We start from the raw sequence: 22,241 nt of genomic DNA, 5'->3' as shown, positions 1-22,241 counted from the left end.
AAATTATACATTCTCCAATTTCAATGAATTCGTGTCTTTTTCATACTCAAGAAATTTACCGTTAATTTCTTGTATGTACTCAATATTGTATTTGCGATCAGCAAGCTTTTTACGTACATCGTTGATCGTTTCTGCTTCTACGTATACTGTTTGAGTGTGTTCACGAACAGGAACCTCTGTTAAGCTAGTTTGAAAAAATACTTTGTAAATCATATTTCATGTCTCCTTACCGGTCTTTAGTTTTTGAGTTTCTTCGTCCTATTATAAAGGAAAGTGACATGTTTTTCATGTTTTTTCATATTGCAATCTTGGAAAACCACAAAAATATTCAAATAATAACTGTTATGTTCTAGGCATTATCCTATATAATTACTTTAGTTAAAAGAAAAACTTAACCTAGTTAAGAATTAATTTTCCGTTATTATTTTGTTGTCTTACCCATTTCCTTAATTTTTTTAATAAGCGCGTTCTCATTTTCATTTATTACCCTCCATGGCTTTTTTTATTACTAGTATGTGTAGTTAAATTGATATTTTTAGAGGGAAATTGTTACATTTCTTTATTACTATTTTATATGAGTAGGGGTTAACTAATGAAATTATATTCGGCACTTTTTGTTCTAAGTTTAATATGGGGAATGTCTTTCTTATTTATTAAGATCTTGCTTGGTATATTTGATCCTTGGCAAATTGTATTCCTTCGTTGTTTGCTAGGAATATTGACGATTATCCCTTTGTTCATGATAAGCAGGCAGACTGTTACCTGGAAAACACTTCCCATGAAGAAATTACTTCTAGTTGGTTTCTTGAATGCTGGTCTTCCTTGGGGACTGATTGCTTGGAGCGAAACTTTTTTAGATAGCGGGTATACGGCTATATTAAACGCTACTACGCCGATCTGGACGGCCATGATGGGTGTGTTCTTTTTTTCCATTTCATTGCGATGGAAACAATGGATAGGTGTAATAGTAGGTTTTGTTGGTATTCTATTGTTAATGGATATTGATGCTCCTGGATTGACTAAGAGTCAACTAGGCTTAGGAATTGTCTTAATGTTAGTTGCAACGTGTTGCTATGGATATAGTTCACAGTACGCAAAAAAGCATCTGCAAGATACGACAGTTTGGATTACTGCCTCTTCTACACTTTTTGCAGGTATGATCTTAAGTGCCATGATGATGCTATTTACGGATGGATGGCATCTACCTGAAGAAACCTTAAATTACAATTCTTTATTATCAGTTATCGGTCTTGGCGTCTTTGGATCAGGAATAGCATACTTGCTTTATTATTATATGATAACTGCTGGTTCAGCGGAGTTCGCTACACTTGTTACTTACTTAGTCCCAGTGTCAGCTGTAATATGGGGAAGTGTCTTGTTAGATGAAAAAATCCATCCAAGTGCATTTTGGGGCTTGTTGCTTATTTTTACAGGAGTCTATTTAACAGGTAAGAGGGGGAAGAAAAAGGCCCCTTTACATCTTCAGCATGACAGAACAGCCTAAAAACATTCAATTTAAAATTGAGTGTTTTTTTCATTTCGTGTAGAATGTAAGCGTATACAACGTGAGGAGGAATCTGGTTGGTTACATTCTTAGTTTCAATTGTGTTATTGATCGTCGGTTATTTTACGTATGGAAAATACGTTGAAAAAGTCTTTGGAGTTAAGCAGAAAAGAAAGACTCCAGCTTTTGCGCAAGAAGATGGCATTGATTATGTTCCGATGGGTACAAAAACGAATTCTCTTATACAATTATTAAACATTGCTGGAGTGGGTCCTATTTTCGGCCCCATAATGGGAGCACTATACGGTCCGGTAGCGTTTCTTTGGATTGTACTAGGGGCTATTTTTGCAGGAGCTGTTCACGATTATTTAACCGGAATGATATCCATTCGTAATCGAGGGGCGCATTTACCACAACTAGCAGGCAAGTTTTTAGGAAATGCGATGAGACATGTTGTTAATGGTTTTACTCTTCTGCTCTTGTTATTAGTGGGAACTGTTTTTGTCAGTGCTCCAGCAGCACTGATTCATGATCTTACGGGTGACTGGTTAAGTTTAAGTCTTATCATTGGTCTGATCTTTGTTTATTATATTTTAGCAACTCTCTTACCAATCGATAAGATTATCGGCCGTGTCTATCCAATATTTGGCGCTTTGCTTGTCATAAGTGCTATTGGGATAGGTGGGGGTCTAGTAGTAACAGGGGCACCAATTCCTGAACTCTCATTTGAAAATATGCATCCAGATAATGTCCCAATATTTCCGCTCTTATTCTTGACGATTTCATGCGGAGCACTTTCAGGATTTCATGCTACACAATCTCCTATCATTTCTCGCACAACTAAAAATGAAAAAGAAGGTAGAAAAATCTTTTATGGCATGATGATAGCAGAAGCAATAATCGCAATGATATGGGCAGCGGCTGCGATGAGTTTGTTTGATGGGAAATCTTTATCTGGAATTATTGCTGAAGGTGGACCTGCTGCAGTAGTAAGTGAAGTGTCAGTAACGATGCTTGGAGCAATCGGAGGGACGCTTGCGGTCATTGGTGTTATCATCTTACCAATCACTTCAGGAGATACTTCATTCAGAAGTGCTAGAATGATACTAGCTGATTATTTCAATATCGGTCAAAAGAGACTATCTTCAAGACTTTGGATTGCTATACCAATGTTCGTTCTTTCATTTTTACTAACAAAAATTGATTTTACATTACTATGGCGTTATTTTTCTTGGGCAAACCAATCTACTGCAATGCTGGCTCTTTGGGTAGGGGCTATGTATTTAAAAAGATCGAGAAAAAATCATTGGATCGCAACGCTACCCGCAATCTTTATGACGATGGTGACAGTTACTTACATTTGTAATGCACCTATAGGTATTGGGTTATCGAGAGGAATATCCTACACGATTGCTACAATAACGACTGTGCTTGTATCAATTTTATTCATTCGAAGTAAAACAAGCGATGAAGATGCAAGGCTCGTTGATGATGATCGCGATGCGGCATAATAAAACTTGTATTTAAGATGATCATCGCACTAATGCGAGCGTAAAGTTCGGTATTAAGTTATGTATAAACACAAAAACTCACTAAGCTGATATGTAAGCTTAGTGAGTTTTTTGGTTATTCGTTATCTGATAACAACAGAATTTGCAGGAGGTTCAAATGGCTGTTTGTCATTGATTCGGTCATAGAACATGATACCGTCTAAATGGTCAAGTTCATGTTGAAAACAAATACCAGGAAGTCCTTTTAGTTTTAAGTTTACCTCTCTTCCATCAGGTGAAAATCCTTTTACAGTAACTTTAGCATATCGAGGTACAAGTCCAGGTACTTCTCTGTCTACAGAAAGACATCCTTCTCCTCCGTCTAAATATGTCATTTGAACTGAATGACTAATTATTTTCGGATTTAACAGTGCATAACTGTATAAGTTTCCGTTTTCATCTGATACATGAAAAGCAAAAATTCGTTTAGAGATTCCAATTTGAGGAGCAGCTATTCCGATACCAGGTCTTAGATTGTACTTTGCTGCAATTTCAGGATCTTGGCTGTTCTTAACAAATTCAAGAAGCTGGTTAGCTATTTTAATATCTTCATCAGAAAATGGGTAAGGTACCTCAACTGCTTTTTCTCTCAGCTTTGGGTGACCTTCTCTTATAACATCTTTCATCGTTAACACAAGCAAAACCTCCGTGCCGATATACTTTTAAGTTAGTTTAATTTCTCCTTATCATAACATAGAGGATTTTTAATAAAAAAGAACGGAAATAAAATATTTTGTTCTATGTCGTATTTTAACCTTCATTTTAAGGGTGACAATACAGGTTTATTAAGACTGATACAGCATAAAAAATATTATGAAACAGTTATAGAAAAGAAAGTTGTTGAACGTCAGAAGAATGAAGTCTTTAAGATGAGGTAACTATATACAACCTATAGATTGACTGTGTATGTGCAGTGGTGTAAACTAATTTACGTGAAAAGGATTGTTGTGTTACTCTAGTTACATAAAATAGTAATACAGTTAGGATGCCGCAAGATGGTTTAGCTCTTTGATACAAGGGAAAACTTCAATGGGTATACGGAAGGCATACCTACAAAGCCTTTTAAAAATATAAACCTGTCTTAAAAATGTATCACTTTGGGCAACCTGTTAAATATGTGTACGTTTTTAAGATCAGGGAAAATTGACAGGGTAAAAGAAAGGAAGAGGTGACTTTTCATGACGAAAACAATTGATGCAGTTCAAGATCAATTTGAAACGTTCCAGATTCTTTCTGAAGACGGAGAAGTTGTTAACGAATCGGCAATGCCGAAATTGTCTGATGAAGATCTGCAAGAACTAATGCGCCGCATGGTTTACACTCGAATTTGGGATCAGCGTGCAATCTCTTTAAACAGACAAGGGCGTCTTGGTTTTTATGCTCCAGTAGCAGGACAAGAAGCTTCAATGCTAGGAACACACTATGCGTTAGATAAAGAAGATTGGATTCTTCCAGGATACCGTGATATCCCTCAAATGGTTTTCCACGGCTTTCCATTAACGCAAGCATTCTTATGGTCTCGTGGACACTTCCAAGGTGGACAGATTCCTGAAGGTGTTAACGTATTGATGCCTCAAATTATCATCGGAGCTCAAATTATTCAAGCTGCTGGTGTTGGTTTCGGACTTAAGAAACAAGGTAAAAAGAACGTATGTATCACTTACACTGGTGACGGTGGAGCATCACAAGGTGACTTCTATGAAGGATTAAACTTTGCTGGAGCTTATCAAGCTAATACGATCTTTGTTGTTCAAAACAACCGTTTTGCTATCTCAGTTCCAGTTGAAAAGCAATCTGCAGCAAAAACAATCGCTCAAAAAGCAGTTGCAGCTGGTATTGAAGGCATTCAAGTTGATGGTATGGATGTTCTTGCAGTTTATGCAGCGACTCAACAAGCTCGTGAGCGTGCCGTTGCTGGTGAAGGTCCTACATTGATTGAAACTCTGACGTATCGTTATGGACCACATACGATGGCAGGAGATGATCCTACTCGTTACCGTACAAAAGATCTTGATAACGAATGGGAAAAGAAAGATCCACTTGTTCGTTTCCGTAAGTTCTTGGAAAAGAAGAACCTTTGGTCTGAAGAGCAAGAAAATAAAGTTGTAGAAGAAGCGAAAGAAGATATTAAAGCTGCGATCAAGAAAGCAGACGGAGCACCTAAGCAAAAGGTTACTGACCTAATCGGGTTCATGTTTGAAGACCTTCCGTTCAACCTTCGTGAGCAGTTAGAAGAATATACAGCAAAGGAGTCGAAATAATATGGCTCAAATGACTATGATTCAAGCAATTACAGACGCTATGCGTAACGAATTGAAAAACAATGAACAAGTTCTTGTTTTCGGTGAAGACGTAGGTCAAAACGGCGGAGTTTTCCGTGCTACCGAAGGACTTCAAAAAGAATTTGGAGAAGATCGTGTATTTGATACACCGCTAGCTGAGTCTGGAATTGGGGGACTTGCAATAGGTCTTGGGCTTACAGGTTTCCGTCCAGTAATGGAGATTCAGTTCTTCGGTTTTGTTTTTGAAGTTTTTGATTCAGTGGCTGCACAAATGGGTCGTATGAGATACCGTTCGGGTGGAGTGTACACTTCTCCAGTAACGATTCGTTCACCATTTGGTGGAGGGGTTAAAACACCTGAGCTTCACGCAGACAGCCTTGAAGGTTTAATGTATCAAACTCCTGGTATCAAAGTTGTTATTCCTTCGACTCCATATGATGCAAAAGGTCTGTTAATCTCTGCTATCCGTGATAATGACCCAGTAGTATATCTGGAGCACATGAAACTTTATCGTTCTTTCCGTGGTGAAGTGCCAGAGGAAGAATACACAATCGAACTAGGAAAAGCAGACGTGAAGCGTGAAGGTAAAGATGTTTCTATCATCACTTACGGAGCTATGGTTCACGCATCACTAAAAGCTGCTGAAGAATTAGAAAAAGAAGGCATCTCTGCTGAAGTTATCGACCTTCGTACAATCAGCCCCCTTGATATCGAAACGATCATGGCATCTGTTGAAAAAACAGGACGAGCGATTGTTGTACAAGAAGCACAGAAACAAGCAGGTATTGGAGCGTTCGTTGTAGCTGAAATCAACGATCGTGCAATTCTTCACTTAGAAGCACCTGTACTGCGTGTAACTGCACCAGACACAGTGTTCCCATATGCTTCTGCAGAAGATGTTTGGATTCCAGATCATCGTGATATTGTAGATAAAGCAAAGAAAGTCTACAATTTCTAAAAAAATGAATGTTGGCTGAAAGAGAAGTCTGTACAAGACTGTTTCTTTCAGCTCTTTCACATCAGTGATGAAAAAGATTGTTATAAAATAGGAGGCGTTAATCGTGGCATTTGAATTTAAGCTTCCCGATATTGGAGAAGGAATTCACGAAGGTGAAATTGTAAAGTGGTTTGTAAAAGCAGGGGATGAAGTTAAAGAAGACGATATCCTGCTTGAAGTACAAAACGATAAAGCTGTAGTTGAAATTCCATCACCTGTAGACGGTAAAATTCTTGAACTAAAAGTAGACGAAGGAACAGTATCTGTTGTTGGTGATGTTCTAGTAACAATTGAAGCAGAAGGTGAAATTCCTGCTGATGCTCATGGTGGTGGCGAGGAAGCTCCAGAACAACCTAAAGCTGAAGAAGAAAAGAACGTAACTGCTGATCAAGCTAAAGAAGCTGACAAATCAGAAGCTAAAACAGATAAAACGGAAGATACAGCTAAAGAAGAACCAGCAGACGAATCTAAGCGTGTAATCGCAATGCCTTCTGTTCGTAAATATGCGCGTGAAAAAGAAGTTGATATTCGTAAAGTACAAGGTTCTGGAGATAACGGACGTGTACTTAAAGAAGACATCGACAAATTCGTAAGCGGCGGCGGAGCAGCTGAAGCAGCACCACAAGCTACTGAAACCGAAGCAGCTCCAAAAGCTGAAGCGAAGAAAGAAGCCCCTAAAGCAATTCCTGCTGGAGAAATGGAAACTCGTGAAAAGATCAAAGGTATTAGAAAAGCGATCTCAAAAGCGATGGTTAACTCCAAACATACAGCTCCGCATGTTACACTAATGGATGAAGTGGACGTTACTGATCTTGTTGCACACCGTAAGAAATTTAAGCAAGTTGCTGCAGATAAAGGCATCAAGCTTACTTATCTTCCATACGTGGTAAAAGCATTAACTTCTGCATTGCGTGAATACCCTGTGCTTAATGCATCTATCGACGATGCGAACGAAGAAATCGTATACAAGCACTATTACAACATCGGTATTGCGGCAGATACAGATAACGGACTAATGGTACCAGTTGTTAAAGATGCTGATCGTAAATCCATCTTCAAAATCTCTTCTGAAATCAATGAACTAGCTACTAAAGCACGTGATGGTAAGCTTTCTGGTGAAGAGATGAAGGGCGGATCTTGTACGATTACAAATATCGGTTCTGCAGGCGGTCAATGGTTCACTCCAGTAATCAACCACCCAGAAGTAGCGATCTTAGGTATCGGCCGTATTGCTGAAAAAGCAGTTGTTAAAGACGGAGAAGTAGTAGTAGCTCCTGTTTTAGCTTTATCTCTTAGCTTTGACCACCGTCTGATCGATGGTGCAACAGCTCAAAATGCATTGAATCACATTAAGCGTTTATTGAACGATCCACAACTATTAGTAATGGAGGCGTAATTCGATGGTAGTAGGAGATTTTCCAATTGAGTTAGACACACTTGTCATAGGTTCAGGTCCTGGGGGATATGTTGCAGCAATTCGTGCAGCACAGTTAGGACAAAAAGTGGCTATTGCGGAAAAGGCAGAAATGGGCGGCGTTTGTTTGAACGTTGGTTGTATTCCATCAAAAGCTTTAATTAATGCAGGTCACCGTGTAGAACATGCTAATCACTCTGAAGATATGGGGATTACTGTTGATAACGTAACAGTTGATTTCAGCAAAGTTCAAGACTGGAAAGCAGGCATCGTTAAAAAGCTTACTGGTGGAGTAGAAGGACTTTTAAAAGGAAATAAAGTAGAAATCATTCGTGGTGAAGCTTATTTCGTTAATGAAAACACAGTACGTATCATGGATGAGAAGAACTCTCAAACATACACGTTTAAAAATGCAATCATCGCTACTGGTTCACGTCCAATTGAAATTCCAGGTTTCAAATGGAGTGACCGTATTATCTCTTCTACAGGCGCTCTTGCTCTTAAAGAAATTCCTAAGAAGATGGTAGTTATCGGTGGCGGTTATATCGGTATGGAGCTTGGAACAGCTTATGCGAACTTCGGTACTGAAGTAACAATCCTTGAAGGTGGAAAACAGATCCTTCCAGGTTTTGAAAAGCAAATGAGCCAAGTCGTTTCAAAACGTTTAAAGAAAAAAGGCAATGTAGAAGTATTTACAGAGGCTATGGCTAAAGGCGTTGAAGAAACAAAAGACGGAGTTACTGTAACAGCTGAAATCAAAGGTGAGTCTAAGACATTTGAAGCTGACTATGTTCTAGTTACTGTAGGACGTCGTCCAAACACTGAAGAACTTGGTCTTGAGCAAGTTGGTGTTGAAATGACTGAACGCGGTCTTATCAAAATCAATAAGAAAGCTCAAACAAGTGTTAACGGCATCTATGCAATCGGTGATGTAGTAGAAGGTCCAGCTCTTGCTCATAAGGCTTCTTATGAAGGTAAAGTAGCAGCAGAAGTAATCTCAGGTCATGCAGCAGAAATTGATTACTTAGCGATTCCAGCTGTAGTTTTCACAGACCCAGAACTAGCTTCTGTTGGTTATGATGAAAAATCAGCTAAAGAAGCAGGATATGAAGTGAAAGCTTCTAAATTCCCATTTGCAGCAAATGGTCGTGCTCTATCTATGAACGAGACAGATGGTTTCATGAAACTAATCACTCGCAAAGAAGATGGACTTGTACTAGGAGCTCAAATTGCTGGTGGAAATGCATCAGATATGATCGCGGAAATAGGATTAGCTATTGAAGCGGGTATGACTGCTGAAGATATTGCTATGACTATTCACGCTCATCCGACTTTCGGAGAAATTTCTATGGAAGCAGCTGAAGTTGCGATCGGACTTCCTGTACACATTGTAAAGTAATTAAACAAATGAAACCCCTTGTGACTGTTTTACAGCTCACAAGGGGTTTTTTCTGTTCAATCATATATAAAGAAACGCATCATAATCTTTATTTAGAAGCACTTGTCTAAAAGAATGAAATTAGACAGCAGTTATTTGTAATTTGATTAAGCTTATATCAAATTAATGAATATAAATACAATGGAGGAAGCGATGAGAGTTTTATTATGCACTTTCATTCAGATTATTATGTGGTGTGGTTATTCTATCGTATTGTTTCTCTCACATCACGACCATAATTTTTTTGAAACCATCTTATTGTTGATTTTTGGGTATTTCAACTTTCTGGTAGCGCAGCGTTTGAACATAAACAAATCAATTGCTTTAAACATGACAATATCATTAACACTTATTTATGTTACAGGTAAAATGATGATTGGATAACAATCTTATTTTAATTTTGTCTCTTCAGAAAGTGCCTTTTTTAGAGAAATCATCATAAAGATCAATACGAATGCAAACGGAAAGGCTGCAATGATCGATGCTGTTTGCAATCCTTCTAATCCGCCTGTGTACAATAGGATGGATGCAGAAGCTGCAATAACAATGCCCCAAATGAATTTTGTCATAGAAGAAGGATTCAATCGACCATTACTTGTCTGCATGCCTAATACAAACGTAGCTGAATCAGCAGATGTTATAAAGAATGTACTGATTAGGAAAATAGCTAATACAGACATAATCGTTCCGAATGGAAGATGTTCAAAGAGTGCGAAAAGAGCTACCTCTGTACCTTTGTCAGCAATAACCTTGTTTAGACCAACATTATTAAAGATTTCTAAATGTAATGCTGCTCCGCCAAAAATAGAGAACCAAAGTGCGCCAAAAACGGTTGGTACAAGTAGTACACCCATGATAAATTCACGGATAGTTCTACCTTTTGATACACGAGCGATAAATGTTCCTACGAATGGTGCCCATGCGATCCACCAAGCCCAATAGAAGACTGTCCAACCTTGAATCCAGCCTGCTTCACTAGGTCTGAACGGACTAAGTTTTAAGCTCATACTTGGAAGGTACTGCAGATAGTTCCCAAGAGATTGTACGAATACATCCATAATGAAGTTGGTTGATGACGCAAAAAGCAAAAAGGCCATTAAAAGAACGGCTATTATGATATTCAGGTTACTTAAATATTTAATCCCTTTGTTTAATCCTGTTTGAGCGGAAAGTGTGAATAGAACGGTCACAATCGCGATAATAATTAACTGTGTGGTAAAGTTATTTGCAATGTCAGATAAATAAGAAATACCACCACTAATTTGAACGGCACCAAGTCCTAAAGATGTAGCAACACCAAAGATTGTAGCAAATACTGCAATAATATCAATCGTTTTCCCAATAGGTCCATGTACTTTATCACCTAAAAGTGGAGTAAAGATTGCACTAATCAATCCAGGTGCACCTTTTCTAAATTTAAAATAGGCAAGTGACAATCCAATTAACGTGTAAATTCCCCAAGGATGCAACCCCCAATGAAAGAAGCTGTATCGAAGCGCAGCTTGAGCTGAGGCGGCATTTCCTCCTTCTCCTGATGGAGGAGTGTAAAAGTGGCTGATCGGTTCAGCTACACCCCAAAATACAAGCCCTATACCCATGCCCGCGCTAAACAGCATAGCAAACCAAGTGACAGTAGAGTACTCAGGCTTATCATCTGGTTCTCCAAGTTTAATTTTTCCGTACTTACTAAAAGCTAAATAAAGCACAAAAATTAAAAAGCTTGTAGCAGAAAGCAAATAGAACCAGCCGAATTTCTCTTGTAAGAAATTTTGAATGACGGTTGCCTTAGCTTGGAATGCGGTAGGAAATAAACTTCCTATGATAACAAAAACGACAGAAATTATTAATGAAACGATAAAAACAATATTTGGTTGTTTTTTCATTTCTTCACATCCTTTCATGATATGTATTCATTTTATTTTTCCCCAAGGGCCCGAAAGTTTACATTGTAGTAAAAATAAAATAGGAAGTCCAATCATATGATTGGACTTCCTATAAAGAAACGCCTTAATCCACTTTACTTTTTTGGATAATAATACATCACTCTGCCGTTAAAAAGGTGAAGTTCACCTTTAAGTTTTGAAGCGATAAACTTACAGAATTCATTAGCCTTACCCTTATCCCCATGAGTTGAGACTTCAGTTAAAGTTACCTGTATGTAATTAATATCGTGGTCTACATTTGCGTCTTTTTCAGTTCCTAATCCAACTAAAATATATTTATTTTTTCTTTGATCTATACCTTTTAAATAAAACCATTGTCCTGCAGCTTCTTCCTTTTCTTCAATCGTGTAAGGAAACGCCGCATCAGCGTAGCCCCATGATAATTGTTCGCCAGTTTTAGTGGTGATGGAACGGTAATATAGCAGGAGGTCTTTTAGTTCATCTATTGTGATTACTTGTTTTTCAGATGCGGGAACAAGCTTAACATAGGCGCTTTGAGACATGTAATCCACTCCAATTTGTAATTTTTAACATCGTTCAAACATAATAATAGTATATCATATTTTAAGAAGATTTTGACAAATTGAGTTTAAAGCTTCTTAAATAAGGGAATTACTCTTACACTTAATGACACTTTTAATAGTATAACTTATTTAATTCCAGTAATTGACGACCCGATCGATGAACGAGGTAATCATACGAGGAGGGGTAATATGGAATGGTTTGAAAAATTGTATGACGAGAGTGAATCCGTTAATGTCAGGTTTGTAGGTTTTACAACTGATACTGTCAGGTATGATTTTGGCATTGTTTATACGAATATGTTCTTCGGTAAGCCATTAGTAGTATGTATGCAAACGGGGAGATCTGCTTTATTAGATTCAAACGATATGAGGAACCTTGAATACATCAAACAGGTTTTCCATATTAAAACGCTTAAAGAAGCTGAAGATTTAGCACTGTTTTTTGAAGAAGCTGTACCAAATATCCATACTATTGAGCAATATGATTAAATAACATATTTTTTTAATGTGTTATACTAAATGTGTTGACAAAGTTAATGTGACATAATAATATAAGAGTACAAACGTAAGCGCTTTCAAAATGTGAAGGGAGATGGAACGGATGGGAGTAATCATTTGCCAAACGTGTGAAACAACAATTGAACACTTTGAAGAGGAAAAAGTGACGACTTTATATTCAAACACATGCCCTCATTGTCATGAGCAAACGAACTTAGATAACTAAGAAAAAAAAGAAGACCTCGTTGGTCTTCTTTTTTTATGGGTTTATCGAATGGCAACTTGTTCTTGAATAACCTTCAAATACTTTAAATCTGCATTTTCTGGACCTTGAACGGGTAGACCGGCTTCAAGGTTCTCTTTAATATAATCTAAGTTTTCTTTAGTGATAATTTCACCAGGAATGAAAATCGGAATTCCTGGCGGATAGACCATTACGAACTCTGCGATGATTCTTCCTGCAGATTCTTCAAACGGAACACTTTCTGTATTTGCGTAAAAAGCATCACGTGGTGAAAGTGCAAGCACAGGAATATCTGGAACGTGTACAGGTATCGATTTGATCTCTTCATTCTTTAAATGGCTTAACTCATCAGAGAGTTGAGATAACGCTTGAACAAGAACCATAGTATCTTTTTCATGATCAGCCGTTGTTATCAAACATAAGATGTTGTAAAGATCAGATAACTCAACCTCAATATTAAAGTTCTGACGAAGCCAAGTTTCAGCTTCATATCCTGTAATACCAAGGTCTTTTACTGAGATTAAAAGCTTCGATGGATCATAATCAAAAGTTGCAGAAGTGCCAAGTTTTTCTTCACCAACACAGTATAGGTTAGGAATATCATTGATCTTTGCTCTTGTTTCATTAGCAAGGCGAATTGTTTTTTCGATTAGTGTATACCCTTCAGTAGCAAGTCGGCGACGAGCCGCGTCGAGTGAAGCAAGAAGGATATAGGATGTAGATGTCGTGGTCATCATACTAAGAATGGTTTGCACTCGTTCTGGTGAAACAAGACCTTCTTTGACGTTTAAAATGGAACTTCCAGTTAATGATCCGCCTAGTTTATGGACGCTCGTTGCTGCCATGTCTGCCCCAGCTTGCATTGCAGATAGTGGCATGTGATCATGAAAGTGTATTAAAACACCGTGTGCTTCATCTACAAGTACTGGAACGTCAAAGCGGTGGGCAATATCTACAATTCCTTTTAAGTCAGCAGCAAAGCCAAAATAAGTAGGGTTTATAACAAGTACTGCTTTTGCGTCAGGATGCTGATGTAATGCTTTTTCTACACTGTCTGGCGTTATACCATGTGAAATCCCTAATTCAGGATCAATCTCAGGATGGATAAAGATCGGCGTTGCACCTGAAAACACGATTGCAGTCATGATGGATTTGTGTACGTTTCGCGGAACAAGTATCTTATCTCCAGGTGACACAACAGACATGATCATCGTCATGATAGCACCGCTTGTACCTTGTACAGAAAAGAAAGTGTGGTCCGCACCAAATGCTTGTGCTGCAAGCGCTTGTGCTTTCTTAATCATACCTTTTGGATGATGCAGGTCATCTAGTGGTGTAATGTTAATAAGGTCAATTGATAATGCGTTTGGGCCAATAAAATCTTTAAATTCGTCATCCATTCCTTGCCCTTTTTTATGACCAGGAATATGAAACTGTAATGGGTTCTTGTTTGCATGTTCGCGCAAACCAGTAAATAAAGGAGTTTCGTGTTGAGACAATGTATTCTACACCTCATCTATCGTTAACTTATAATGAATTTTATTTTTTATAAAACAAAAGAAGTATAACAGAAAATGCATGAAGATGTAAGTAAATGATTTAATTTTCAAAGAGGAAATGAAATGAAAACTAGGCTAACAGAACGATTACATATAAACTCTCTTAATCATGTTAGGAGGACTTGCAGTGATTATTAAAGGAACGCTACGAACAGATTTCACATTCAATATTTAAGAAGAAAGCTTTAGTGGAACATACGATCAAATATAAGATTCCATTAGTGGCGTGGCCAATCAAAAGATTTGGAAGGGCCGGGACAAATCATTAGAAAGATTAACGATGTGTCTTCAGTAGAAGAATTATTATGTAGGATGAATACGGAAGCTGAAATCATTAAACAAAAATTAAACAACCTTTTCTAACACTTTTCTAACAATGATGATACTTACCCATACATTTATGTTGTACGGCAATATACTAGTGGTAAGAAGCAGCGCATCTTCTGCTTCCTGCCACTTTTTTTTATAGTTTTTTCTTTAGTTCGTATAGAGGTAAAAGTGTTTTAAACGTTTCATCAATTCGTTCATACCAATTATTCTCACTCATGTTTGATGCTTCATCTCTTTCAATGCGAACACCACAAAGCAACTCTGCTTTTTTTACAGTGCTAAGACGGGTTGCCATTTCTTCTAGTCGTTCCTTTTTAACCTCACGATGTGGAAAACTTTCAGGCTTCATATGATCATCAGACCATACGAAATCGTTAGGAATATTCTTCTTGATCTTGTTTAGGTTCTTAAGGAGTATTTGTCCATATGCATCCTTTATTGGTGCTTCGTAAATGAGAGCGAACCATAGAAATACATGTGTTTCCCAAAGTCCTATTTGAAAATGTGGCAACATCTTATAGCCTCTTTTGTTAGGGGCAAAGGCTACCCAAGTATCCTTTGGAGGATTTACTGTCCTTCTTGCATGTTTTGCTACATGAAAGAACATTTCTTCTCCAGTAAGAACAGTAAGTTCTTCTGCATATTTATTTCCTAAGGCTTCAAGTTTTGGCCGAATCTGGCTGATGATTTGCTCCATACGCTCATCAAGACCTTGCGTTTGGAAAACATTAAAGTCTGAATCATTAAATCCGTTAAATGTCATTTGAAAAATCCTCCTGATGATCAAGTGCTACAAAGAATTTTACCATACGAAAAGCTTTATAAAAAAATGTTTGCATTAGATTCCGCAAAGTGCCGTTTCCATATACATGGTTGCTTCATAAAATGAAGAAAAGAAGAAAACGAAAAGAAAGGATGTGCCCGTGAAATGAAACAAGTAATGAACACTTTAAAAAGAACGGATGCAGAAAGAAGAATTCCAGTATTAAAACTTGAGATTGATTATGAACTAGCTACTTTGTTTGATGCTTTAAAAGCGAAAGATCAGAAACAGATCAACGAATCGAAGCGTAAGCTCGAACGATTAAGGCTGGAGCTCGTGAGATTAGAAGCATGATCCAAGCTGATAGCGGATAACAAAAACGAATCCATCATGAACGGATGGTTCGTTTTTTTGTGAAGAGAATGAAATTGCCTTATACTATAGTAAAGGTAAGGAGTGAAAACATGACGAACGAAGAAATGATAACCATAGAGAAACACATGAAGACATGGACACTTGAAGCCGCACAGCTCTTAAAAGATTCTTTTCAGAGCACATTAACGATTACATATAAATCTCATATCGCAGATCTAGTCACGGATATGGATAAGAGTATTGAGAAATTTTTTATTAATAAGATACAACAAACTTTTCCAGAACATAAAGTACTTGGAGAAGAAGGCTTTGGAGATGAGATAAAAGGGAACTCCAAAGGCGTAATTTGGATTATTGATCCGATCGATGGGACAACAAATTTTATTCATCAGCAAGCTAACTTTGCGATTTCAATTGGAGTTTATAAAGATGGAATCGGAAAACTAGGACTGATATACGATGTGGAGGGAAGTAACCTTTATTTTGCTAAAGATGGTGAAGGTGCTTATTTAAACGATAAGAAATTACCGAAATTAGAGGAAGTCACATTATCAGAATCTGTTGTTGGTGTTAATGCAACATGGGCTGGTCCGAACAGACGAATCAATCATGAGCATGTCCAACAGATCATCAGAAAATCTAGAGGGACCCGATCATACGGCTCTGCTGCAATTGAACTTGCTTATGTTGCATCAGGAAGACTCGATGCCTATATGACACTTCGACTTTCCCCGTGGGATTTCGCAGCAGGTTTAATTCTTTTAAATGAAGTAGGTGGGATTGTAAGCAGAACGGATGGAGAACCTGTACAGCTTCTTGAACAAAACAGTATTCTCGCTGCAAAGCCAGGGTTGCATAAAGAAATATTAGACCACTTATTATAAAGCGCAACGCAAAAAAGAGGACGTCCGATTAGGAACGTTCTCTTTGCTTCTTTTTAAGAGTAAACCCGTATCCCATAAGAAAAAATACAGAAACGGTCGATATAAGAAAGATCAACCAGCTTTTTTCACCAATAGCTATTCCAATGCCACATATTGCAAATGCCGTTAGTAGAGCTATAAAAAAGAAAATGATATTCATGATGACCTCCAAGCCAAAAACTTGTCTATACTGTATAAGTGTACCGAATTTACATAAAAAGAAAAAGCCTTTCTGTAAATTTGTGATATAATAGTCAAGTTGAACAAAAAATGATAAGAAAAAGAGATAGGATATAAGGAGAGAATACACTTGAATAGAAGAGATGATTTACGCAATATAGCAATTATTGCCCACGTTGACCATGGTAAAACGACATTGGTGGACAAATTGCTACATCAGTCAGGAACTTTCCGTGACAATGAACAAGTTAATGAACGTGCTATGGATTCCAATGCTTTAGAACGTGAGCGTGGAATTACAATTCTAGCTAAAAATACAGCGATTAATTATAACGAGAAACGCATTAACATCATGGACACTCCAGGACATGCCGATTTCGGTGGTGAAGTAGAACGTATCATGAAAATGGTTGATGGTGTTCTACTTGTTGTAGATGCATATGAAGGTTGTATGCCGCAAACGCGTTTTGTTTTGAAAAAAGCACTAGAGCAAAAGTTAACGCCAATCGTAGTTGTAAACAAAATTGACCGTGACTTTGCACGCCCAGAAGAAGTAGTAGACGAAGTAATCGATCTATTCATTGAACTAGGTGCTGAAGAAGATCAATTAGAATTCCCTGTTGTTTATGCATCTGCACTTAAAGGAACAGCTTCAATGGATCCTAGCAAGCAAGATGAAGATATGACAGCTCTTCTTGATACAATTATTGACACGATTCCTGCTCCAGAAGATAACAGCGCTGAGCCACTTCAGTTCCAAGTTACGATGCTTGATTACAACGACTACCTTGGACGTATCGGTATTGGTCGTGTATTCCGTGGAACGATTAAAGTGGGTCAAGCCGTTTCATTAATGAAGCTTGATGGATCAGTTAAAAAGTTCCGTGTTACAAAGTTGTTTGGTTTCTTAGGTTTGAAACGTATTGAGATCAATGAAGCAAAAGCTGGAGACTTAATCGCTGTATCTGGAATGGAAGAGATCAACGTTGGGGAAACAGTTTGTCCTGAAGGTCAAGAAGAAGCACTTCCTGTTCTTCGTATCGATGAGCCAACATTGAAGATGACTTTCTTAGTTAACAACTCACCGTTCGCTGGTCGTGAAGGAAAATATGTAACAAGCCGTAAAATTGAAGAGCGCTTAATGTCTGAGCTTGAAACTGATGTAAGTCTTCGTGTTGAAAACACGGATTCTCCAGATGTTTGGACAGTTTCGGGTCGTGGTGAACTTCACCTTTCAATCTTGATTGAAAACCTTCGCCGTGAAGGATTTGAACTTCAAGTATCAAAGCCAGAAGTAATCGTTCGTGAAATTGATGGCGTTAAATGTGAGCCAGTTGAACATGTTCAAATTGACATTCCTGAAGAGTACACAGGTGCGATCATGGAATCTTTAGGAGACCGTAAAGGTGAAATGAAGAACATGGTGAACAACGGTTCTGGTCAAGTGCGTCTTGAGTTCATGGTACCTGCTCGTGGTTTGATCGGTTATACGACTGAATTCTTAACACAAACACGCGGATACGGAATCCTAAACCACACGTTCGACAGCTATCAGCCTATGGTTGCTGGAAACGTTGGTGGACGTCGTCAAGGTGTACTGGTTTCAATGGAAAACGGAAAAGCATCTCAATACGGAATCATGGGTGTTGAAGACCGTGGTACGATCTTTATTGAGCCAGGAACAGAAGTATACATGGGTATGATCGTTGGGGAACACACTCGTGAGAATGATATTACGGTTAACATCGTAAAAGTGAAGCAGATGACAAATATGCGTTCTGCGAACAAAGACCAAACGGTTAGCATGAAGAAGCCTCGTATCATGTCATTAGAAGAAGCGTTAGAATACTTGAACGATGACGAGTATTGTGAAGTAACACCTGAAAGCATTCGTCTTCGTAAAAAAGTACTTGATAAGAACGAGCGTGAAAGAGTAGAAAAGAAAAAGAAACTTGCTCAAGGCTAAACGTATTTCTTAACAAAACGATCGGGAGTGGGAATCGTGGAGGAACAAGAAATCATGAAAGCGACAGGGGAAGATTCATCCTCCATGGCATTGCTGCTAGGAATTGAAAACGACCCTGTCAGAGCTTTTCTGCTGTTATATTTCATCATAACAGTGTTAAGTATCATTGTTTTTAAGTTAGGTTTTGCAAAAAAACTGCCGCCGCTAAAAGCGATAGTCATCTATTTGTTTTTGATTATCGGATGTCTGCCACTAGCATTTTTCGGCATCGGTTTACCTGTTGCTGAAGGTTTGATGGTAGCCGCACTCATCTTGATCATCTATAAAGTCCGGCTTCATCAGAGCAAGAAAGAAAAAAGCTGATAGGGGGTTCATTATGCAACTTGTTGACGCTCTATCCAATTGGTTGAGCATTAAGAAAGTACATGAAGAGAGACCCCGAGACCAAGCAGCTAAGGAGACTTTTGAGTTTTTTACTGAGATTCTCACAGAGGATCATCATGTAAACATCTCTACTGTATCGACTTCGGGTCCATTTTATGTCGTTTTGTATGAAGTTAACGGCATTGAAAACTCCGAAAAGTTTTTTATCGATAGTATTGATGCTTTATACGAAGGAATTCAAAGTGAACCGAGATTTAACGAGGAGTACTGATCAATCAGTACTCCTTTTTTTTGTTTAGGAATGTAACGAAATATGCAATAATTATCCCGAAGAATAGGTGGCCAAGTAGCCAGATGAAAAAAGGTATAGTTAGTGGGGCTGAAAATGGCTTTATAACAGCTAATTTATATAGAGGAAAAAAAGTTAAAGACATGATTCCATTGATGATTAACGAAATCTGATACGGATGCTTATATATCTTACAGAACAAATCTACGAACGCAACAAGAAAAATCGCGATAATAATGTGAAGAACAAATTGGAAAGGTTCATTATAGATAACAAAATCGGGAAGAGGAAGGAAGTCAATATTTAATAAAAATGTGTAAAGTTTGATTTCAAAAAACACTTCTGGAATGTAAAAAAAACAAGCCAGCAGAATGCCGGCAATGGTTCCAAATAAAATCCATGAAAAAATTTTTATGTTATTACCAATCATTGTTTGTATCCGGACTTCGATATAATGTGAAATTACCGGTAGCTTCACGCTGAGCGGTTTTTCGCGTTATGCGTTCTCTGCAAGATTCGCACATAAACGTGTGTATGGGACGGTTTCTTAATTTTTTTGCAAGTGAGCATTCATTTTCAATTACTTCGATCGTATCGCATAATACGCATTTTACACGCATCGTATTTCACCTCTTTCAAATAGTATACCATAAAGAAATTGGAAAATTAAACGAACGATGCTTGGGATGCGAGTAGAGAGTAATGTAACGGATCGTTTTTGATAAAATGCAATGTACGTAACCCTGGGGTGAACAAAATTAACCGAGTGTCTTTCTATAGCGAACACATATTGTTTTTTACGAGGTAATTTGTATTTTATCCGTAGAAAGCTATCTTAATTACGAGGTAATTCTGATTAATTACGAGTATAAAATTTTTTATCCGATTTTCGACAAAAACATCTGTGTTTAACAAGTGTAAAGAAGACTCATGAGCTAAGGCGCCATGAGTCTTTTTTACATATCTCAAAAAATCACGTTTCATTCAATCGTTGAGGCTGATTTTTATCTGATTTTTCTTGTTTTTGTTGTTGGTTTTTAAGCTCTTGTTGTTCTCTTTCTGATAATTGACTATCGTTTGTTTCTGTTGGAGATGGCTTTTTCGTTTGTATACTGTGAGGTACTTGTGGCATCAGACGTCCAACGATCCCTGCAAGCTCCTTCATAATTCCGCCGATTGGATGACCTTGTCGGATTTGTTTGCCCATCTGACGAAGTCTTTCTACCGTATCAGGATCAGCTGTAACGAGTGCATTCTTTCCATTTGGATCGTTTTTTAGAGATTCTGCTACAGAATACTTTATAGAACCAACCTTTGAATTATCAAGCTTGCGATCTACATCTATCCCTACTACTGCATATGGGCCTAATACTACTGCAGTTGCATCTTCAACGCCTGGAATACCTGTTGCGAGTCCTACTAGGTGTCTCGATATTTCTTGAGATCCTTTTGGCTGGTGAGGCTTCTTACTGTTTGCCGTTTGGTTCACTTTTGTTAGCCTTGGAGTGTTCTGATCATTTTGAGCGTTATCATTATTCATGCAGCCGAACAATACAAAAATTGCACTAAGAACGGCTACTATACGAAATGTTTTCAATGACATTCATCCTTCCAGTTCATTTTCGTTATTTTTTGTACATTCTTCTAACTTTATTCCTTTGTACATACATTTTTAATAGGCAGTCCATAAAGACGCTAAATGAACAATGACTAAAACACATTAAGTCAGGAGGCTGAATGTTGAATAAACGATACGTCCTAGATACGAACGTGCTGTTGCAGGACCCATATTCCATACAATCTTTTGGTGATAGTGAAGTAATCATTCCTGCAGTCGTGTTAGAAGAAGTCGATTCAAAAAAACGTTACATGGACGAAATTGGAAGAAATGCTCGTGAAGTTTCTCGCTTGATCGATAGAGTAAGACAAAAGGGCAAGCTTCATAAAGGAGTTCCTCTAGAGAACGGAGGTACGCTCCGAGTGGAACTCAATCATAAATCATTTAAAAGGCTTCAGGAAACCTTTGTTGAACAGACAAACGATAACCGAATACTAGCCGTTACCTTAAACTTAAAACAAGAAGAAGAAGAGAAGAAAAGCGGTATAAAAGTTATTCTTGTTTCTAAAGATGTGCTCGTTCGAGTAAAGGCAGATGCACTTGGAATTGAAGCAGAAGATTTTTTGAGCGATCGAGTGATCGACAAGAATGATCAAACGTATACAGGCTATAAAGAAATTTATGTACAAGGTGATCTGTTGAATAAATTTTATGAAAAAAATGAACTTCAACTGATCGAGTTGACAGGACACTCCTTCCATCCTCACCAATTTGTAATCTTAAAAGATGTGTTCAGATCTTCGGTTTCTGCTCTTGGAAAAGTTGATGAATTCGGTAAGACGTTAAAGCCGCTTCGATATGATTCAGAACAAATATGGGGAATTCGAGCAAGAAATGTTCAGCAAAAGATGGCGTTTGAGTTACTTCTCAGAAAAGATTTGCCACTCGTGACGTTGATCGGTAAAGCCGGAACAGGAAAAACACTGATAACGCTCGCGGCAGCGCTGCTTCAAACAGAAGACTTAAAGGATTATATAAAGCTTTTTATCGCGCGACCGATCGTTCCGGTGGGGAAAGATATTGGATACTTACCTGGGGAAAAAGAAGAGAAATTAAAACCGTGGATGCAACCTGTCTATGACAACTTAGAATACTTGTTTAATACAAAAAAATCAGGTGAACTTGAAAAAATCCTTGCGGGAATAGGTTCGATTCATGTTGAAGCACTGACTTATATTCGAGGAAGAAGTTTGCCGGACCAATTTATCATCATAGATGAAGCGCAAAATTTAACGAAGCATGAAGTTAAGACCATTTTAACACGTGTCGGAGAAGGCAGTAAGATCGTTCTCTTAGGAGATCCTCAACAGATCGACCATCCGTATCTAGATGAGTTTACGAATGGATTAACGTATGTAGTAGAGAAATTTAAAGATCAAGCATTGAGTGGGCATGTTCGCTTAGAAAAAGGAGAACGTTCATCACTTGCTCAGATTGCTGCTGATCTATTATAAGCATCG

At 37.9% G+C, this 22,241-nt stretch carries 23 protein-coding genes; 14 read left to right on the top strand and 9 right to left on the bottom strand.

Translation table 11 applies throughout. The annotated features are described in order from the left end of the window. Nucleotides 1-3: 3 nt before the first annotated feature. Complete coding sequence (locus P4V41_RS04845; protein ID WP_328083658.1) at nt 4-213, bottom strand: DNA-dependent RNA polymerase subunit epsilon; 210 nt, start codon at nt 211-213, stop codon at nt 4-6. 379 nt (nt 214-592) lie between these two features. Here P4V41_RS04845 and P4V41_RS04840 point away from each other — a divergent pair, with 379 nt between their 5' ends. Further along, nucleotides 593-1,504, top strand: coding sequence for a DMT family transporter (locus P4V41_RS04840; RefSeq protein WP_328083657.1), 912 nt, complete (start codon nt 593-595; stop codon nt 1,502-1,504). A 77-nt stretch (nt 1,505-1,581) separates the two neighbouring features. Then, on the top strand, nt 1,582-3,015 hold the full coding sequence (locus P4V41_RS04835) for a carbon starvation CstA family protein (protein ID WP_328083656.1): 1,434 nt from the start codon (nt 1,582-1,584) through the stop codon (nt 3,013-3,015). Nucleotides 3,016-3,137: 122 nt separating this feature from the next. Here the strand turns inward: P4V41_RS04835 and def are convergent, their stop codons facing one another. Further along, a complete protein-coding gene (def, locus tag P4V41_RS04830) occupies nt 3,138-3,689 on the bottom strand; it encodes a peptide deformylase (RefSeq protein WP_328083655.1) in 552 nt (183 codons plus the stop codon). A 543-nt stretch (nt 3,690-4,232) separates the two neighbouring features. Between def and pdhA the strand changes: the two genes are divergently transcribed. The 4 genes from pdhA (at nt 4,233) to lpdA (ending at nt 9,146) form a co-directional block, all read left to right on the top strand. Then, nucleotides 4,233-5,315, top strand: a complete 1,083-nt coding sequence (gene pdhA / locus P4V41_RS04825) for a pyruvate dehydrogenase (acetyl-transferring) E1 component subunit alpha (RefSeq protein WP_328083654.1) — start codon at nt 4,233-4,235, stop codon at nt 5,313-5,315. Nucleotide 5,316: 1 nt separating this feature from the next. Continuing rightward, the gene (locus tag P4V41_RS04820; RefSeq protein ID WP_066393282.1) at nt 5,317-6,294 is read left to right on the top strand and encodes an alpha-ketoacid dehydrogenase subunit beta; all 978 of its coding nucleotides are present in this window, start codon (nt 5,317-5,319) and stop codon (nt 6,292-6,294) included. 103 nt (nt 6,295-6,397) lie between these two features. After that, complete coding sequence (locus P4V41_RS04815; protein ID WP_197191220.1) at nt 6,398-7,729, top strand: dihydrolipoamide acetyltransferase family protein; 1,332 nt, start codon at nt 6,398-6,400, stop codon at nt 7,727-7,729. Nucleotides 7,730-7,733: 4 nt separating this feature from the next. Continuing rightward, entirely contained in the window at nt 7,734-9,146 is a 1,413-nt protein-coding gene (gene lpdA, locus P4V41_RS04810) for a dihydrolipoyl dehydrogenase (protein ID WP_328083652.1), read from the top strand. 428 nt (nt 9,147-9,574) lie between these two features. Here the strand turns inward: lpdA and P4V41_RS04805 are convergent, their stop codons facing one another. Then, nucleotides 9,575-11,068, bottom strand: a complete 1,494-nt coding sequence (locus tag P4V41_RS04805) for a glycine betaine uptake BCCT transporter (RefSeq protein WP_328083651.1) — start codon at nt 11,066-11,068, stop codon at nt 9,575-9,577. 134 nt (nt 11,069-11,202) lie between these two features. Then, nucleotides 11,203-11,631 (bottom strand): DUF1885 family protein, encoded by a 429-nt coding sequence (locus P4V41_RS04800; RefSeq protein ID WP_328083650.1) that lies wholly within the window; start codon nt 11,629-11,631, stop codon nt 11,203-11,205. A gap of 210 nt (nt 11,632-11,841) precedes the next feature. Between P4V41_RS04800 and P4V41_RS04795 the strand changes: the two genes are divergently transcribed. Both P4V41_RS04795 and P4V41_RS04790 read left to right on the top strand, forming a co-directional pair. Beyond that, nucleotides 11,842-12,141, top strand: coding sequence for a DUF3055 domain-containing protein (locus P4V41_RS04795; RefSeq protein ID WP_197127608.1), 300 nt, complete (start codon nt 11,842-11,844; stop codon nt 12,139-12,141). A 112-nt stretch (nt 12,142-12,253) separates the two neighbouring features. Beyond that, nucleotides 12,254-12,376, top strand: coding sequence for a GapA-binding peptide SR1P (locus P4V41_RS04790; protein WP_328083649.1), 123 nt, complete (start codon nt 12,254-12,256; stop codon nt 12,374-12,376). 41 nt (nt 12,377-12,417) lie between these two features. Here P4V41_RS04790 and P4V41_RS04785 read toward each other — a convergent pair whose 3' ends face one another. Together P4V41_RS04785 and P4V41_RS04780 are read right to left on the bottom strand one after the other, a co-directional pair. Next, on the bottom strand, nt 12,418-13,893 hold the full coding sequence (locus P4V41_RS04785) for an aminotransferase class I/II-fold pyridoxal phosphate-dependent enzyme (RefSeq protein WP_328083648.1): 1,476 nt from the start codon (nt 13,891-13,893) through the stop codon (nt 12,418-12,420). A gap of 523 nt (nt 13,894-14,416) precedes the next feature. After that, on the bottom strand, nt 14,417-15,046 hold the full coding sequence (locus P4V41_RS04780) for a DUF1054 domain-containing protein (RefSeq protein WP_328083647.1): 630 nt from the start codon (nt 15,044-15,046) through the stop codon (nt 14,417-14,419). Between the two features lie 165 nt (nt 15,047-15,211). On the opposite strand from P4V41_RS04780, the gene P4V41_RS04775 reads away from it, so the two are divergent. Together P4V41_RS04775 and P4V41_RS04770 are read left to right on the top strand one after the other, a co-directional pair. After that, nucleotides 15,212-15,400, top strand: a complete 189-nt coding sequence (locus P4V41_RS04775; RefSeq protein WP_066393326.1) for a hypothetical protein — start codon at nt 15,212-15,214, stop codon at nt 15,398-15,400. 110 nt (nt 15,401-15,510) lie between these two features. Then, entirely contained in the window at nt 15,511-16,305 is a 795-nt protein-coding gene (locus P4V41_RS04770; protein ID WP_328083646.1) for an inositol monophosphatase family protein, read from the top strand. A gap of 28 nt (nt 16,306-16,333) precedes the next feature. Here P4V41_RS04770 and P4V41_RS04765 read toward each other — a convergent pair whose 3' ends face one another. Next, nucleotides 16,334-16,504 (bottom strand): DUF5325 family protein, encoded by a 171-nt coding sequence (locus P4V41_RS04765; protein WP_231618129.1) that lies wholly within the window; start codon nt 16,502-16,504, stop codon nt 16,334-16,336. Between the two features lie 150 nt (nt 16,505-16,654). On the opposite strand from P4V41_RS04765, the gene typA reads away from it, so the two are divergent. The 3 genes from typA (at nt 16,655) to P4V41_RS04750 (ending at nt 19,145) form a co-directional block, all read left to right on the top strand. Continuing rightward, nucleotides 16,655-18,490 (top strand): translational GTPase TypA, encoded by a 1,836-nt coding sequence (gene typA / locus P4V41_RS04760; RefSeq protein ID WP_197194509.1) that lies wholly within the window; start codon nt 16,655-16,657, stop codon nt 18,488-18,490. 84 nt (nt 18,491-18,574) lie between these two features. Then, complete coding sequence (locus P4V41_RS04755; protein WP_328084028.1) at nt 18,575-18,853, top strand: YlaH-like family protein; 279 nt, start codon at nt 18,575-18,577, stop codon at nt 18,851-18,853. 13 nt (nt 18,854-18,866) lie between these two features. Next, nucleotides 18,867-19,145: a hypothetical protein gene (locus P4V41_RS04750; RefSeq protein WP_197127612.1), complete on the top strand. Its 279-nt coding sequence runs from the start codon at nt 18,867-18,869 to the stop codon at nt 19,143-19,145. A 437-nt stretch (nt 19,146-19,582) separates the two neighbouring features. On the opposite strand, the gene P4V41_RS04745 is transcribed toward P4V41_RS04750, so the two are convergent. After that, nucleotides 19,583-19,783, bottom strand: a complete 201-nt coding sequence (locus tag P4V41_RS04745) for a YlaI family protein (protein ID WP_197127614.1) — start codon at nt 19,781-19,783, stop codon at nt 19,583-19,585. Nucleotides 19,784-20,136: 353 nt separating this feature from the next. After that, nucleotides 20,137-20,760 carry a YhcN/YlaJ family sporulation lipoprotein gene (locus P4V41_RS04740; RefSeq protein WP_328083645.1) on the bottom strand — a complete coding sequence of 208 codons (624 nt, stop codon included), beginning with the start codon at nt 20,758-20,760 and terminating at the stop codon, nt 20,137-20,139. A 140-nt stretch (nt 20,761-20,900) separates the two neighbouring features. On the opposite strand from P4V41_RS04740, the gene P4V41_RS04735 reads away from it, so the two are divergent. Beyond that, a complete protein-coding gene (locus P4V41_RS04735; protein WP_328083644.1) occupies nt 20,901-22,235 on the top strand; it encodes a PhoH family protein in 1,335 nt (444 codons plus the stop codon). Nucleotides 22,236-22,241 lie beyond the last annotated feature (6 nt).

The organism is Fictibacillus nanhaiensis (assembly GCF_036213205.1).
GTDB classification, from domain to species: domain Bacteria; phylum Bacillota; class Bacilli; order Bacillales; family Fictibacillaceae; genus Fictibacillus; species Fictibacillus nanhaiensis_E.
The sequence above is the reverse complement of the archived record's forward strand: the minus strand, read 5'-3'. Positions and strand labels throughout refer to the sequence as shown.

Coding starts and splice junctions, on each gene's coding strand:
- P4V41_RS04845 (WP_328083658.1), bottom strand. CDS start 213: ATGATTTACAAAGTATTTTTTCAAACTAGCTTAACAGAGGTTCCTGTT.
- P4V41_RS04840 (WP_328083657.1), top strand. CDS start 593: ATGAAATTATATTCGGCACTTTTTGTTCTAAGTTTAATATGGGGAATG.
- pdhA (WP_328083654.1), top strand. CDS start 4,233: ATGACGAAAACAATTGATGCAGTTCAAGATCAATTTGAAACGTTCCAG.
- P4V41_RS04820 (WP_066393282.1), top strand. CDS start 5,317: ATGGCTCAAATGACTATGATTCAAGCAATTACAGACGCTATGCGTAAC.
- lpdA (WP_328083652.1), top strand. CDS start 7,734: ATGGTAGTAGGAGATTTTCCAATTGAGTTAGACACACTTGTCATAGGT.
- P4V41_RS04805 (WP_328083651.1), bottom strand. CDS start 11,068: ATGAAAAAACAACCAAATATTGTTTTTATCGTTTCATTAATAATTTCT.
- P4V41_RS04800 (WP_328083650.1), bottom strand. CDS start 11,631: ATGTCTCAAAGCGCCTATGTTAAGCTTGTTCCCGCATCTGAAAAACAA.
- P4V41_RS04795 (WP_197127608.1), top strand. CDS start 11,842: ATGGAATGGTTTGAAAAATTGTATGACGAGAGTGAATCCGTTAATGTC.
- P4V41_RS04790 (WP_328083649.1), top strand. CDS start 12,254: ATGGGAGTAATCATTTGCCAAACGTGTGAAACAACAATTGAACACTTT.
- P4V41_RS04780 (WP_328083647.1), bottom strand. CDS start 15,046: ATGACATTTAACGGATTTAATGATTCAGACTTTAATGTTTTCCAAACG.
- P4V41_RS04775 (WP_066393326.1), top strand. CDS start 15,212: ATGAAACAAGTAATGAACACTTTAAAAAGAACGGATGCAGAAAGAAGA.
- P4V41_RS04770 (WP_328083646.1), top strand. CDS start 15,511: ATGACGAACGAAGAAATGATAACCATAGAGAAACACATGAAGACATGG.
- P4V41_RS04765 (WP_231618129.1), bottom strand. CDS start 16,504: ATGAATATCATTTTCTTTTTTATAGCTCTACTAACGGCATTTGCAATA.
- P4V41_RS04755 (WP_328084028.1), top strand. CDS start 18,575: ATGGCATTGCTGCTAGGAATTGAAAACGACCCTGTCAGAGCTTTTCTG.
- P4V41_RS04750 (WP_197127612.1), top strand. CDS start 18,867: ATGCAACTTGTTGACGCTCTATCCAATTGGTTGAGCATTAAGAAAGTA.
- P4V41_RS04745 (WP_197127614.1), bottom strand. CDS start 19,783: ATGCGTGTAAAATGCGTATTATGCGATACGATCGAAGTAATTGAAAAT.
- P4V41_RS04735 (WP_328083644.1), top strand. CDS start 20,901: ATGTTGAATAAACGATACGTCCTAGATACGAACGTGCTGTTGCAGGAC.